Source organism: Methylobacterium sp. CCH5-D2 (assembly GCF_001556475.1).
Lineage (GTDB): Bacteria > Pseudomonadota > Alphaproteobacteria > Rhizobiales > Beijerinckiaceae > Methylobacterium > Methylobacterium hispanicum.
In genome coordinates, this window is sequence record NZ_LSIX01000529.1 from 1 (window position 1) to 12,143 (window position 12,143).

Sequence of the window (12,143 nt, forward strand, 5' to 3'; positions counted from 1 at the left end):
CGTCCGCCGCGAAGCTCGGGCCGGAGAGCACCGCGACCGGCGTGCCGGCGGGCAGCATCTCGGCCGCGACCGCGCTCATGAAGGCGTCCGTGCCGCGCTCGATGCCCTTCGCGCAGAGCACGACCGGCGCGCCCGGTCGCAGATCGGGACCGAGCCGCACGAGCACCGCGCGCGCGGTCTGGGCCGGGGTGACGAGGAGCACCGTGCCGGCCTCGCGCAGGGCGGTCGCGTCCGCGGTCGCCCGGATGCCGGGATGGAGCGGCACGCCCGGCAGGTAGCGGGCGTTCTCGCGGGTCTCCTCGATCCGCGCGGCGGCCTCCGGGTCGCGCAGCCACAGCGTCACGGAATGGCGGCCCGCGACCGCGTTGGCGAGCGCCGTTCCCCAGGCCCCGCCGCCGACCACCGCGATCGATCCGTTCCCGCTCATGCGCTCTCTCCGGGCAAGTCCCGCTCGGGCAAGTCCTGCTCGGGCAAGTCCTGCTTGGGCAAGTCCTGCTTGGGCAAGTCCCGCGCCCCCAGGCGGTACAGGATATGGCGGCTCAGCGGATGGTTCGCCGCGATGGCCGGGTGGGCGAAGGACCCGTCCGGGCGCATGCCCAGACGCTCCATCACCCGGCGCGAGGGGACATTGCCCTCCGCCGTGTAGGCCACGACCGCGGCCACGCCGCAGCGCCCGAACAGGTCCGCGAGGGCGGCGCGGGCCGCGCGCGTCGCGATGCCCCGGCCCCAGGCGCCGCGGGCGAGACGCCAGCCGATCTCGACGCCCTCGCCGGGCCGCTCGCCGCCCGGGAACGGCATCGGCCGCATCATCCGCAGGGCGCCGACGAAGCCGACGAAGCGGCCCGCCTCCTCGACCGCCCAGGGGCCGAACCCGTCCGCCGCGAAGCGCCGGTCGAAGGCGCGCGCCTCGTTCAGGCTCTCGGCACGGCCGCGCACGCTCGGAAAATGCGCCATCACGGCCGGGTCGGCGTTGAGGGCTGCGAAGGGCGCGTCGTCGCCCCGCCGCCAGCGTCGCAGCAGGAGGCCGCCCGGCACGACGAGTTCGTCGGGTGCGGGCGCCGCCCGTCCCCTGCCGCGCCAGAGCAGCGAGCGGCGGTTCAGCAGGTCGAGCTCCGCGTGGCCCGCGAGCACCGCCTCGCCGAGCTCGATCGCCAGGGCGAGCCGCTCCGGCGGCAGGTTGGCCCAGGCGGGCACGCCCACGCTCTCGCGCCAGGGGCCGCCGCAGGCATTGTCGAGCAGGATGCGGGCGAAGCCGTGATCGCGGTGCACCGGCCAGTCCGGGCGGGCCCGGGCGGCCTCGGGCAGGCGCCGGTCGATGAGGTCGCGCCAGCGCGCCTGCGGATCCGCCGCGGCCGGGACCGGGATGGCGGAGAGGGGCGCCGCGGCGCGGATCGCCGAAAAATTGCCGCGCGGCAGGACGAGGCGGGGCGCCCTCACCCGGCGACCGCGGCGGCCGGCTTCTCGGCGAAGGGCCAGCGCGCCCGGGCCGGCACGGTGAGGTCGTCGGTCAGCCCCAGGCGCAGGCGCTCCAGGCCAGCCCAGGCGATCATCGCGCCGTTGTCGCCGCAGAGCTGGAGCGGGGGCGCCACGAACGCGAGGCCCGCCTCGCCGGCGAGCGCGGCCAGCGCGCGCCGGATGGCGCCGTTGGCCGAGACGCCGCCGGCCGCCACCAGGGCGGTGGGATGGCCGGCCACGCCCGAGAAGGCGCGCAGCGCCATGCGTGCCCGGTCCACCACCACGTCGGTGATCGCCGCCTGGAAGCTGGCGCAGAGGTCGGCGACGTCGCGCTCGGCCAGCGGCGCGATCCGCTCGGCCTCGACCCGCAGCGCCGTCTTCAGGCCGGAGAGCGAGAAATCCGCCTCGCGCCGCCCGAGCATCGGGCGCGGCAGGGCGAAGCGCTCCGGGTCTCCGGACTCGGCCATGCGCTCGACCTCCGGACCGCCCGGATAGCCGAGCCCCAGGAGCTTGGCGACCTTGTCGAAGGCCTCGCCGATCGCGTCGTCGACGGTGCCGCCGAGACGGACATACTGCCCGACGCCCTTCACGGCGACGAGCTGGGTGTGGCCGCCCGAGGCCAGCAGGAGCAGGTAGGGGAAGGCGAGCCCGTCCGTGAGGCGGGCGGTCAGGGCGTGCGCCTCCAGATGGTTCACCGCGAGCAACGGCTTGCGGGTGACGAGGGCCAGGGTCTTGGCCGTGACGAGGCCGATCAGCACGCCGCCGATCAGGCCCGGCCCGGCCGCCACCGCGATGCCGTCGAGGTCGCGCAGCCCGAGGCCCGCCCGTTCGAGGGCGCGGTCGATCAGGCGGTCGAGCACCTCGACATGCGCGCGCGCGGCGATCTCGGGCACGACGCCGCCATAGGCGGCGTGCTCGGCGATCTGACTCAGCACCTCGTTGGCGAGGATGGAGGCGCCGCCCTCCTCATCGTGCGCGACGATGGCGGCGGCGGTCTCGTCGCAGGTGGTCTCGATGCCGAGGATCTTCATCGATGGATCGTCCGGGGGCGCCTTCGGGCGTCCCTTCTAGCCGCGCGGCGCGGCCCGTCGCAACGCGCCGCGCCGGCTATTCCCGCGTCCGCTCAGTCCACCGCCACCATGACGTCGGAGGCCTTCACCACCGCGTAGGCGTCCGAGCCGACGCCAAGCTTCAGCGCATCGACCGAATCGTTGGTGATCGCCGCGGTGACGACCTGGCCGGGCGCGACCTCGATCTTGACGTGGGCCGTGGTGGCGCCCTTCTCGACCGAGACGACCTTGCCCTTGAGCACGTTGCGCGCACTGATCTTCATGGCATCCAGTTCCCTCTCTCACCGAAGCGGCAGGCGTCTGTAGCAGGCTCGCCCGTGGGGGACGCCTCACAAATCGGCGGGATCCTCGCCCGCCTCCGGCGCATCCTCGGGGATCGGCGCGGCACCCCACCCGGCCAGGGCGGCGTTCAGGTCGTCGAGGACGAAGTGCCGGGCGCTGTCGCGGTCGTAGCCGTCGGCCAGGAGGTCGTCGTACTCGGTGAAGACGTGGCGCGCGTAGGCGAGCAGGGCGAGCCGGGCCGCGGTCTCGGGGGCGGCGTTGCGCAGGCCGGGACTCAGGAGCGCCCGGTCGATCGTGGCCTCGCTCTCGAATTCGGGCAGGCGGGGGGCGAGGCGCCGCAAGGCGTCGGCGACACGCGCGCGCCGGTCCATCGCGGGTCCGGGCCGGGCAGGTCTCACGGGCATCCCCATTTTGCCGCCTTTCCCCGCACCGCAACGCTGTCATAATCCCGACCGGCGCGCGTTCGATCCTGCGCGTCCAGGAACACGGCCCCGCGCGGGCACCGGGAGACCTCGTCCATGCGCCGTATCACGTGCCCTCCCCTGCCGCGCGCGGCCCTCGCGCTGGCCCTGGCCATCGGTGCCGCGCCGGCCCTGGCGCAGCCCGGCGATCCGGCCGCCCCCCGCGCGGCCCGCAGCCTGACGGCGACGGGTCAGACGAAGCCGCCCGGCGGAGGGGCCGGGGCGCCCATGAAGCCGATCAACGAGGCCGCGATGGTCAAGGCGCAGAAGGCCGCGGAGGCTCGCGACAAGGCCTGGGACTCCCGGATGCGCTCGACGCTGGGCTCGATCTGCCGGGGCTGCTGAGGCGCGTCCCGCGCCCGCCCTCAATCGTCGTCGGTGTCGTCGGCACCGTTGGCGACGTGCGAGCCGTTGATGCGGGCCTTCAGCACGTTCGAGGGCTTGAACACCATCACCTGCCGCGGCTCGATCTCGACCTCGACCCCGGTCTTCGGGTTGCGGCCGACCCGGCGCCCCTTGCTGCGCACCACGAAGGAGCCGAACGAGGAGAGCTTCACCGTCTCGCCCTCGGCGAGGCAGGTGCAGATCTCGGTCAGCACGGTCTCGACGAGCGCCGCGGACTCGGCCCGCGACAGACCGACCTGCTGGTAGACGGCCTCGCTCAGATCGGCGCGTGTGACCGTCTTGCCCGTCATGCCTCACCCCCCTGGAGATTGTCCGGGACACGGCCGTTTACGGCGTATCCCTATGATCCGGCACGCTAATCGGCGCCCCGGCCGGGGTCAACCGCGTGTCCGCGCTTCGCTCGCCGAAATCGGGGCGGCCTACCAGCGGATCAGGGCGGCGCCCCAGCTGAAGCCGCCGCCGATCGCCTCGATCATCACGAGGTCGCCCTCCCGGATGCGCCCGTCCCGGCGGGCGACGTCGAGGGCCAGCGGGATCGAGGCGGCCGAAGTGTTGCCGTGCCGATCGACGGTGAGGACGATCTTCTCGCGGGCGATCCCGATCTTGTCGGCCGAGGCCTCGATGATGCGGCGGTTGGCCTGGTGGGGCACGAACCAGTCGAGGTCGGAGGCGCTCGCCCCGGCCCGCTCCAGCGCCTCGACGATCACGTCGGTGACCGAGCCCACCGCGAAGCGGAAGACCTCGCGGCCCTCCATGCGCAGGTGGCCGGTCGTGCCGGTCGAGCCCGGGCCGCCGTCCACGTAGAGCTTCTCGCGGTGCCGCCCGTCCGAGCGCAGGCTCGCGGAGAGCACGCCGCGGCCCTGCGCCGTCTCGGCGTCGCGGGCTTCCAGCACGACCGCGCCCGCGCCGTCGCCGAACAGCACGCAGGTGGTGCGGTCCTCCCAGTCGACGATGCGCGAGAAGGTCTCGGCGCCGATCACCAGGGCGCGCCGCGCCCCGCCGGTGGCCAGGAACTTGTCGGCGGTGGTGACCGCGAAGACGAAGCCGGCGCAGACCGCCTGCAGGTCGAAGGCCGCGCCCTGCCGGATGCCGAGCGCCGCCTGGATCTGGGTCGCGGTGGACGGAAAGGTGTGATCGGGCGTCGAGGTCGCACAGATCACGAGGTCGATGTCGTCCGGCCCCAGCCCGGCATCGTCGAGGGCCGCCAAGCCTGCGCGGGTGCCGAGGACCGAGGTGGTCTCCTCCGGGCCCGCGAGATAGCGCTGCCGGATGCCGGTGCGCTGGACGATCCATTCGTCGGACGTGTCGACCCGCTCTGTGAGCTCGGCATTGGTCACCGCCCGGGCGGGCAGGCTCGATCCGGTGCCGACCACGACGGAACGCAGGCTTGTCATCGTGTTCCTTCCCGGAGCGCCCGGACCGTCCGGCCCGTCGCGCCCCTTCCCTCATCCTTCGGAACACGTCCGAGGCCGTACCCGGTTCCGGGCGGGACAACGGCCTCTCAGGTTCCGGGCCCGCCGCGTCGGCGGACGGTGTCGTAAGCTCGGCGGGGTCCTAGACCCGCGCCATCGTGGTCGGCGTCTCGTCCAGCATGTCGCGGATCGTGCGCATCAGGTCGTGGCGGGCCATGTCGTGGGCAAGGTCCACCGCCGAGGCGAAGCCCGCCGCGTTCTCCGAGCCGTGGCTCTTGATGACGATGCCCTCGAGACCCAGGAAGACGCCGCCGTTGGCTCGGCTCGGGTTCATCTTGTCCTTCAGCGCCCGGAAGGCCTGGCGGGCGAAGAGCGCACCGATCTTGGCCGAGAGCGTGCGGGTCATGGCCGAGCGCAGGTAGGTCGAGATCTGCTTGGCGGTGCCCTCGGCGGTCTTGAGCGCGATGTTGCCGGTGAAGCCCTCGGTCACCACCACGTCCACGGTGCCGCGGCCGAGATCGGTGCCCTCGACGAACCCGTGATACGAGAAGTTGGCGGCATCGTGCTCGCGCAGGAGGCGGGCGGCCTCCTTCACGGCCTCGTTGCCCTTCATCTCCTCGGTGCCGACGTTGAGGAGCCCCACGGTCGGGCGCTCCAGGTCGAACACGATGCGGGCCATGGCCGAGCCCATCACGGCCATCTCGACGAGGTGCTCGGCATCCGTCCCGATCGTGGCGCCGACATCGAGCACCACGCTCTCGCCGCGGACGGTCGGCCAGAGGCAGGCGATGGCGGGGCGCTCGATGCCCGCCATGGTCTTTAGGCAGATCTTCGACATCGCCATGAGCGCGCCGGTGTTGCCGGCCGAGACGGCGGCGTCCGCCTCGCCGTCGCGCACGGCCTGGATGGCGCGCCACATCGAGGACTTGCCCCGGCCCTGGCGGACGGCCTGGCTCGGCTTGTCGTCCATCGCGACGGCGACCGTGGTGTGGCGCAGCTCCACCGCGCCCTTGAGGCGCGGCTCGGCCTCGATCAGCGGGCCGACCACGGCCTCGTCGCCGAACATGATGAAGGTCGTCCCGGGATGCCGCTCGCGGGCGATGGCTGCGCCCGGGACGACCGTCGACGGCCCGTGATCGCCGCCCATGGCGTCGAGCGAGATGCGCACGCGTTCTGACATGGTCTCTGGCGATCGCGGCCTTTGCAGCGGCGTCGGACGGGGCGTTGGACGCCGGGCCGTTCGCGCGGACGGGAGCAGGTGTGGAGCGGGCGACGCGCGACCGCTCCGGCGGCGGGTCCCTCCCGCCATCGGCCGACGCGGCGAGCCTTGCCCGGCGCGGCGGAAAATAGCGATCCAGCCCCGGCGGGCAAACGATTTCTGCGGGCCGCGGGTTGCAGCCCCCGCGGCCTCACCCCTTCTCGTCGCGCAAGCGCTGCAGGGCCGCGAAGGGGTTCGGGTCCTCGCCGGCCTGGACCGGCTCGAAGCTGACGCCGGGTTTCCGCGGGTACGGATCGAGGCCGAGGGCCAGGAACTCGGCGGTGAGCGCCCCGAAATCGACGCGCCCGCCGACGATCGGGTCGGGCACGTCCGCCTCCTCGGCGTCGGTGCCGGCGAGCTGGTCGGTGTCGGTGAACTCCACCTCGACGGGCTCGCTGACCCGCGATTCGAACGGCTCCAGCGTCACGCTGCAGACCTGCGTGACCGCGGCCTCGACCGTGCCGGTCACCCGCAGGCGGTTCAGCGAGCCCGCGATGTCGAAGCGGCCGACGAGGTCGCGGATCGCCGGGATCTTGAAGTCCCGGGCCAGCGCCTCGGCCTCCGCCGGGCTCGCCTCGACGGTGACGCTGCCGCGCCCCTGCGGCAGCCGATCGACGTTGACCACCCGCGAGAGCGGGCCGGGCTTGTCCGTGGGCTTCATGCGCTGACTCCTGAATCGATGAACCCGGCCGGCTCGGGGAAGCGCGGCCCGGCCTCCAGCAGCCCGTCGAGGTCGCTGCCCTCCAGCGCCGCGGCCGCCGCCCGCACGTAGGCGGCGAGCCCGGCCGCCTCCGCGGGCGCGTGCTCCGCGCCGTCCTGGCCGAGCACGTTGCGGGCGAGCGCCGCCTGCAGGGCCGCCACGTCGCCCGCGTCGAGGGCCGCGTCGTAGCCCTCGGCCCGGCCGTAGAAGGCCGCGCCGAGCTTCTTCATGCGCTTGGGCACGCCGAAATCGCCGACGCCGAGTTCGCGCAGCGCCGCGTCGAGCTGGAGGAAGACCGCGTTGACGAGATCCTGCGCCACGTCCGCGGCGGGCTCGGGCAGCGCCCGCATCCGGCGCAGCACGAGGATGACGTGGAGGCACAAGGCCTCGAACCGCCCCTCGACGCTGTCGGGCACGCCGAGCCCCGTGTAGAGGGCCGGCGCGCGGGATGCCTCGTTGATGCGCAGGTGCAGCGTCTCGATCAGGCGCCGCCGCGCATCCTCGCGGCGGAAGAATCGGGCGATCATCTCAGGTCCTCGCCGGTGCCGGCCGGCTTCTCCCCGGCCGTGTGGCCGAGCTTGCCTTGTCAAAGCCATAACCCCGCGGTACGGCAACCCACCGTCAAGGTGCAAGCGTGGCGGGTGCCGTTTCCGGGCGCGCCCACGCCTTCCAACACAGCGACTGCAAGGGGGGCCGATGCGGCGCCGTCTCGTCTCGTCACTGGCGCGTGTCGCCCTCCTCGGCGGCCTCGGCGTCGCCCTCTCGGGCTGCATCGGCGAGGAAATCCGCCACGGCTACCAGCTCGACCAGGCCGCGCTCGCGGCGGTCAAGCCCGGCATGAGCGCCGAGCAGGTGCTGCAGACCCTCGGCACGCCCTCGACGGTGTCCACGGTCGGCAACAAGTCCTGGTACTACATCTCGCAGAACACCAGCCGCACGGTGATGTTCCTCGGCGAGCGGGTGGACGATCAGAAGGTGACGGCGGTGTACTTCACCCCCGCCTTCAAGGTCGAGCGCGTGGCTCTCTACGGCCTGCAGGACGGCAAGGTGTTCGACTTCATCGAGCGCACCACGCCGACGAGCGGCCAGGACCGGGCCTTCCTCAGCCAGCTCTTCCGCGGCCTGACGCGCTACGAGCCCTTCGGCAGCGGCTCCGGCACCAGCATCGTCCCGGGCGCCAACCGCGGCATGTGAGCCGGCGGGGGAGGCTTGCGCCTCCCCGTCCCCGTGTCCCGCAAGTCCTCGGCCCGCCGCGCGGGGGGACGGATCCTGCGCGTTCCGGCCGCTCGACCGGCCCGCTCTCAGAAGTGGCTGAACGCGCCGCGGGCGAAGCGGCGCACGCCGCCGTCCGGCTCACGGAACAGCGGAGCCCCCTCCCCCGCCGCGACCGTTCCGATCGCCGCGACCGGCACGCCCGCCTCGGCGGCGGCGGCCCGGAAGGCGTCGAGGTCCCGCGGCGCCACCGTGCAGAGGATCTCGTAATCGTCCCCGCCGGAGAGCGCCGCGTCGATGAGGTCCGGGGCGAGGCGGATCGCGGCGGCGGCGGCCGGCGAGAGCGGCACGGCGGCGATCTCGACCGTGGCGCCCCGCCCCGGCAGCATCTTGGCGAGGTCGCCCACGAGCCCGTCCGAGACGTCCATGGCGGCGGTGGCGCAGCGCCGGATCGCGGGTGCCAGGGCGAGGCGCGGACGCGGGTGCAGGTAGCGGTCGGCGAGATGCGCGCGGTCCTCGGGCGTGAGCGCGCGGGCCCACGCCGCCTCCGGTTCGAGCCGCAGCCGGAGTCCGAGCGCCGCGTCGCCGATCGTGCCGCTCACGCAGATCACGTCGCCGGGCCGGGCCGTGCCGCGCCGGACGATGCCGCCCGCCGGCACCTCGCCGAAGGCGGTGACGCTGACGAGCGTCGGCCCCGCCGCCCGCACGGTGTCGCCGCCGAGCAGCGGGCAGCCGTGCCGCGCCGCGGCCGCGCCGAGCCCGCCCGCGAAGGCGGCGAGCCAGTCCTCCGTCCAGTCCGGGCTGAGCGCCAGGGTCAGCAGGAAGCCGCGCGGCGCGGCGCCCTTGGCGGCGAGGTCCGAGAGATTGACCGCGAGCGCCTTCGCGGCGACCGAGGCCGGCGGGTCGTCGGGGAAGTAGTGCACGCCCGCCACCACGGCATCGACCGTGAGGACGAGGTCGTGGCCGGGCGTGGGCGCGAGGCTCGCGGCGTCGTCCCGCAACCCGTCCGCGCCGGGGCCGGCGAGCGGCGCGAAGTGGCGCGCGATCAGCCCCTCCTCGGAGAGGCGCGGGGCCTTCCCGCTCACCCGCGCTTCTGCTGGGCCAGCTCGTCGGCCCGGGTCTGGCGGGCGATCCGGTCGAGCACCGCGTTGACGAGGCCCGGCTCGTCGCCGGTGTAGAAGCTGTGGGCCACGTCCACGTACTGCGAGATCGCGGCACGCGCCGGCACGTCGCGGCGGAACATCAGCTCGTAGGCGCCCGCCCGCAGGATCGCCCGCAGCACGGCCTCGATCCGGCGCAGCGGCCAGCCCTGCGTCAGCGCCTGGTCGATCTGCGGGTCGATGGCGCGCTGCTCCTCGACCGCGCCGCGCAGGAGGTCGCGGAAGAAGGCGGTCTCGGCCGGCGGATGGGCGACGCCGTCGATCTCGCGGCCGATCCAGTGGGCCTCGAACTCGGCCAGCGCGTCGAGGACGCCCTTGCCGGAGATGTCCATGTCGTAGAGGGCCTGCACCACGGCGAGCCGCGCGCCGGCGCGCCCTTCGATCTTCGTCACGGCCTCACACTCCCTCGGCTGCGCGTTTCAGGGCGAGGACGGCGAGCGCGGCCTCGGCCGCGCCACCGCCCTTGTTCATCTCGGAGACGCGGGCGCGGGCCCAGGCCTGCGCCTCGTTCTCGACGGTGAGGATGCCGTTGCCGAGCGGCAGCGCGCGCGCGACCGCGAGATCCATCAGCCCGCGCGAACTCTCGCCCGCCACGATGTCGTAGTGCCCGGTCTCGCCGCGGATGACGCAGCCGAGCGCCACCACGGCGTCGTAGGGCGTGCCGCGCCGCTCGGCGGCGTCGAGCAGGATCGCGGCGGTCGCGGGGATCTCCAGCGCCCCCGGCACCGTGACGACCGTGGCCTCGGCCCCGGCGGCCGCGATCGCGCCCTCGGCGCCCGCGAGCAGCTGGTCGGCGAGGGCGTCGTAGAAGCGCGCCTCGATCACGAGGACCCGCGCGCCCGGAATCTTGATGGGGGCAGAGGCCCCCCGGCTGTGTGCAACCATGTCGCTAGGACCCGAAGCGGTGAGATGGGGCGTGAGCGCCGCGCCGTCACCGGCGGCCCGCGCCGACCGGTGTTCGGGGCCGCGAGCGTTAGACCGAAGCGGGCGCGCCGACAAGCGCGGCCGGGGCGGACCGGCCGCCCGCCACCCCTCCGGGCTCGAACCCGCCGGACCTCAGCGCTCGAGCCGGAAGCCGGGGAGCGCCCCTCGGCGCGGCGACAGTTGGTGACGCCGACCCGCGGTGCCATAAGGGCCCATCCCCGACGCGTGCGATGATCCGGCGGCGAGTCCGCGCCATGGAACCGACCCTCACGGCAAACGAGACGGATCGCGGTGCCCCGACCGCGCCGCGCAGCGGATTGCTGGGCCGGCCGCGCCGCCTCTGGAAGCGGGTGTCCCGCGCGATCGGCGACGTCCTGCCGAAGGGCCTCTACGCGCGCTCGCTGATCATCATCATCGCGCCCGTGGTGCTGCTGCAATCGGTGATCGCCTACACCTTCATGGAGCGCCACTGGCAGCTCGTGACGAAGCGGCTGTCCTCGGCGGTCACCTCCGACGTCGCGGCGCTGATCGACATCTACGAGAGCTACCCGCAGGACCGGGACGCCGAGACGCTGGCCCGGATCGCGGGCGAGCGCCTGAGCCTCGACCTCGACATCCTCAAGGGGGCAAAGCTCCCGCCGGCCGGGCCGCGGCCCTTCTTCTCGATCCTCGACGAGGCGCTCTCCGACGAGATCAAGCGGCAGATCGGGCGGCCCTTCTGGATCGACACGGTGGGGCGCTCGAACCTCATCGAGATCCGCGTGGCGATCCCCGAGGGGGTGATGCGGATCACGGCCCGGCGCAGCCAGGCCTACGCCTCGAACTCGCACATCTTCCTGGTCTGGATGACCGGCTCCTCCATGGTTCTGCTCGGGGTCGCGATCCTGTTCCTGCGCAACCAGATCAAGCCGATCCTCCGGCTCGCCGCGGTGGCGGAGGGCTTCGGCAAGGGCCGCGAGATCGAGTTCCGGCCCCGCGGGGCGCGCGAGGTCCGGCAGGCCGGCCACGCCTTCATCGAGATGAGGCGGCGCATCGAGCGGGCGATGGAGCAGCGCACCACGATGCTGAACGGGGTCAGCCACGACCTGCGCACCATCATCACCCGCTTCCGGCTCTCGCTGGCGCTGATCGAGCAGACGCCCGAGATCGAGGACCTGCAGCGGGACGTGGACGAGATGAGCCGGATGCTGGAGGGCTACCTCGCCTTCGCGCGCGGCGACTCGGCCGAGGCCGCAGCACCCACCGACATGCGGGCGATGCTCGAGGACCTGCGCACCGACGTGGAGCGCCTCGGCGCCCACGTGGACGCGGTGGACCTCGACGGCCCCCCGACCGTGACGGTGCGCCCGGACGCCTTCCGGCGCTGCCTGTTCAACCTCGCGGCCAACGCCGCGCGCTACGGCGAGAGCGTGGCAATCTCGGGCCGGCGCGAGGGGCGCAGCGTCCTCGTCTCGATCGACGACGACGGGCCGGGCATCCCGCCCGAGAGCCGCGAGGAGGTGTTCAAGCCCTTCGTGCGGCTCGACGACGCGCGCCAGGACGCGGGCGGCTCGGGCCTCGGCCTCGCCATCGCGCGCGACATCGCCCGGGCGCATGGCGGCGACGTCACGCTCCACGACAGCCCGCTCGGCGGCCTGCGGGCGACCGTGCGGGTTCCGGCCTGATTGGAGCGGCGCTCTCGCCCGCGGGGCGATCGAACCGAGGGAGGTCCGGCGAGACCGCCTCGGACACTCTTCGAGAGACCCCGGATGAGGCGCGGGTCCCCTCTCCCATAGGGAGAGGTCTGCTTTCGCAGAAAGCCGGG

General features: G+C 73.8%; 16 protein-coding genes. 3 read left to right on the forward strand and 13 right to left on the reverse strand.

Annotated elements, in window-relative coordinates:
- The 5 genes from AX737_RS13455 to AX737_RS13475 all read right to left on the reverse strand — a co-directional run.
- The coding region (locus tag AX737_RS13455) for an NAD(P)-binding domain-containing protein (RefSeq protein WP_197430570.1) at positions 1 to 427 on the reverse strand (427 nt) is incomplete at its 3' end.
- Positions 424 to 1,365, reverse strand: coding sequence for a GNAT family N-acetyltransferase (locus tag AX737_RS13460; RefSeq protein ID WP_238231779.1), 942 nt, complete (start codon positions 1,363 to 1,365; stop codon positions 424 to 426). The genes AX737_RS13460 and AX737_RS13455, both read right to left, overlap by 4 nt.
- Before the next feature lie 68 nt (positions 1,366 to 1,433).
- Positions 1,434 to 2,486: a tRNA (adenosine(37)-N6)-threonylcarbamoyltransferase complex transferase subunit TsaD gene (gene tsaD / locus AX737_RS13465; protein ID WP_066922093.1), complete on the reverse strand. Its 1,053-nt coding sequence runs from the start codon at positions 2,484 to 2,486 to the stop codon at positions 1,434 to 1,436.
- A gap of 92 nt (positions 2,487 to 2,578) precedes the next feature.
- Positions 2,579 to 2,788 (reverse strand): molybdopterin-binding protein, encoded by a 210-nt coding sequence (locus AX737_RS13470; RefSeq protein ID WP_066922095.1) that lies wholly within the window; start codon positions 2,786 to 2,788, stop codon positions 2,579 to 2,581.
- Positions 2,789 to 2,854: 66 nt separating this feature from the next.
- Positions 2,855 to 3,178 (reverse strand): DUF2293 domain-containing protein, encoded by a 324-nt coding sequence (locus AX737_RS13475; RefSeq protein ID WP_238231760.1) that lies wholly within the window; start codon positions 3,176 to 3,178, stop codon positions 2,855 to 2,857.
- 147 nt (positions 3,179 to 3,325) lie between these two features.
- On the opposite strand from AX737_RS13475, the gene AX737_RS13480 reads away from it, so the two are divergent.
- The gene (locus tag AX737_RS13480) at positions 3,326 to 3,613 is read left to right on the forward strand and encodes a hypothetical protein (protein WP_066922097.1); all 288 of its coding nucleotides are present in this window, start codon (positions 3,326 to 3,328) and stop codon (positions 3,611 to 3,613) included.
- Between the two features lie 20 nt (positions 3,614 to 3,633).
- Here AX737_RS13480 and AX737_RS13485 read toward each other — a convergent pair whose 3' ends face one another.
- The 5 genes from AX737_RS13485 to AX737_RS13505 all read right to left on the reverse strand — a co-directional run bounded on the left by AX737_RS13485 (position 3,634) and on the right by AX737_RS13505 (position 7,570).
- Positions 3,634 to 3,963, reverse strand: a complete 330-nt coding sequence (locus tag AX737_RS13485) for an integration host factor subunit alpha (RefSeq protein WP_066922099.1) — start codon at positions 3,961 to 3,963, stop codon at positions 3,634 to 3,636.
- 129 nt (positions 3,964 to 4,092) lie between these two features.
- Positions 4,093 to 5,067, reverse strand: coding sequence for a beta-ketoacyl-ACP synthase III (locus AX737_RS13490; protein ID WP_066922101.1), 975 nt, complete (start codon positions 5,065 to 5,067; stop codon positions 4,093 to 4,095).
- Between the two features lie 160 nt (positions 5,068 to 5,227).
- The gene (plsX, locus tag AX737_RS13495; RefSeq protein ID WP_066922103.1) at positions 5,228 to 6,265 is read right to left on the reverse strand and encodes a phosphate acyltransferase PlsX; all 1,038 of its coding nucleotides are present in this window, start codon (positions 6,263 to 6,265) and stop codon (positions 5,228 to 5,230) included.
- A gap of 229 nt (positions 6,266 to 6,494) precedes the next feature.
- Entirely contained in the window at positions 6,495 to 7,004 is a 510-nt protein-coding gene (locus tag AX737_RS13500; RefSeq protein WP_066922105.1) for a DUF177 domain-containing protein, read from the reverse strand.
- Complete coding sequence (locus AX737_RS13505) at positions 7,001 to 7,570, reverse strand: ubiquinol-cytochrome C chaperone family protein (RefSeq protein ID WP_066922107.1); 570 nt, start codon at positions 7,568 to 7,570, stop codon at positions 7,001 to 7,003. The genes AX737_RS13500 and AX737_RS13505 overlap by 4 nt, the downstream gene beginning before the upstream one ends.
- Before the next feature lie 169 nt (positions 7,571 to 7,739).
- On the opposite strand from AX737_RS13505, the gene AX737_RS13510 reads away from it, so the two are divergent.
- Positions 7,740 to 8,237 (forward strand): outer membrane protein assembly factor BamE, encoded by a 498-nt coding sequence (locus AX737_RS13510; RefSeq protein ID WP_066922109.1) that lies wholly within the window; start codon positions 7,740 to 7,742, stop codon positions 8,235 to 8,237.
- A 107-nt stretch (positions 8,238 to 8,344) separates the two neighbouring features.
- On the opposite strand, the gene thiL is transcribed toward AX737_RS13510, so the two are convergent.
- The 3 genes from thiL to ribH are packed head-to-tail and all read right to left on the reverse strand — an operon-like array spanning position 8,345 to position 10,300.
- Entirely contained in the window at positions 8,345 to 9,340 is a 996-nt protein-coding gene (gene thiL, locus AX737_RS13515) for a thiamine-phosphate kinase (RefSeq protein ID WP_066922110.1), read from the reverse strand.
- Positions 9,337 to 9,807, reverse strand: a complete 471-nt coding sequence (nusB, locus tag AX737_RS13520) for a transcription antitermination factor NusB (protein ID WP_082773030.1) — start codon at positions 9,805 to 9,807, stop codon at positions 9,337 to 9,339. Before nusB ends, thiL begins: the two co-directional genes overlap by 4 nt.
- A 4-nt stretch (positions 9,808 to 9,811) precedes the next feature.
- Positions 9,812 to 10,300, reverse strand: coding sequence for a 6,7-dimethyl-8-ribityllumazine synthase (gene ribH / locus AX737_RS13525; RefSeq protein WP_066922112.1), 489 nt, complete (start codon positions 10,298 to 10,300; stop codon positions 9,812 to 9,814).
- Positions 10,301 to 10,593: 293 nt separating this feature from the next.
- Between ribH and AX737_RS13530 the strand changes: the two genes are divergently transcribed.
- Positions 10,594 to 12,003: an ATP-binding protein gene (locus AX737_RS13530; protein ID WP_066922114.1), complete on the forward strand. Its 1,410-nt coding sequence runs from the start codon at positions 10,594 to 10,596 to the stop codon at positions 12,001 to 12,003.
- Positions 12,004 to 12,143 lie beyond the last annotated feature (140 nt).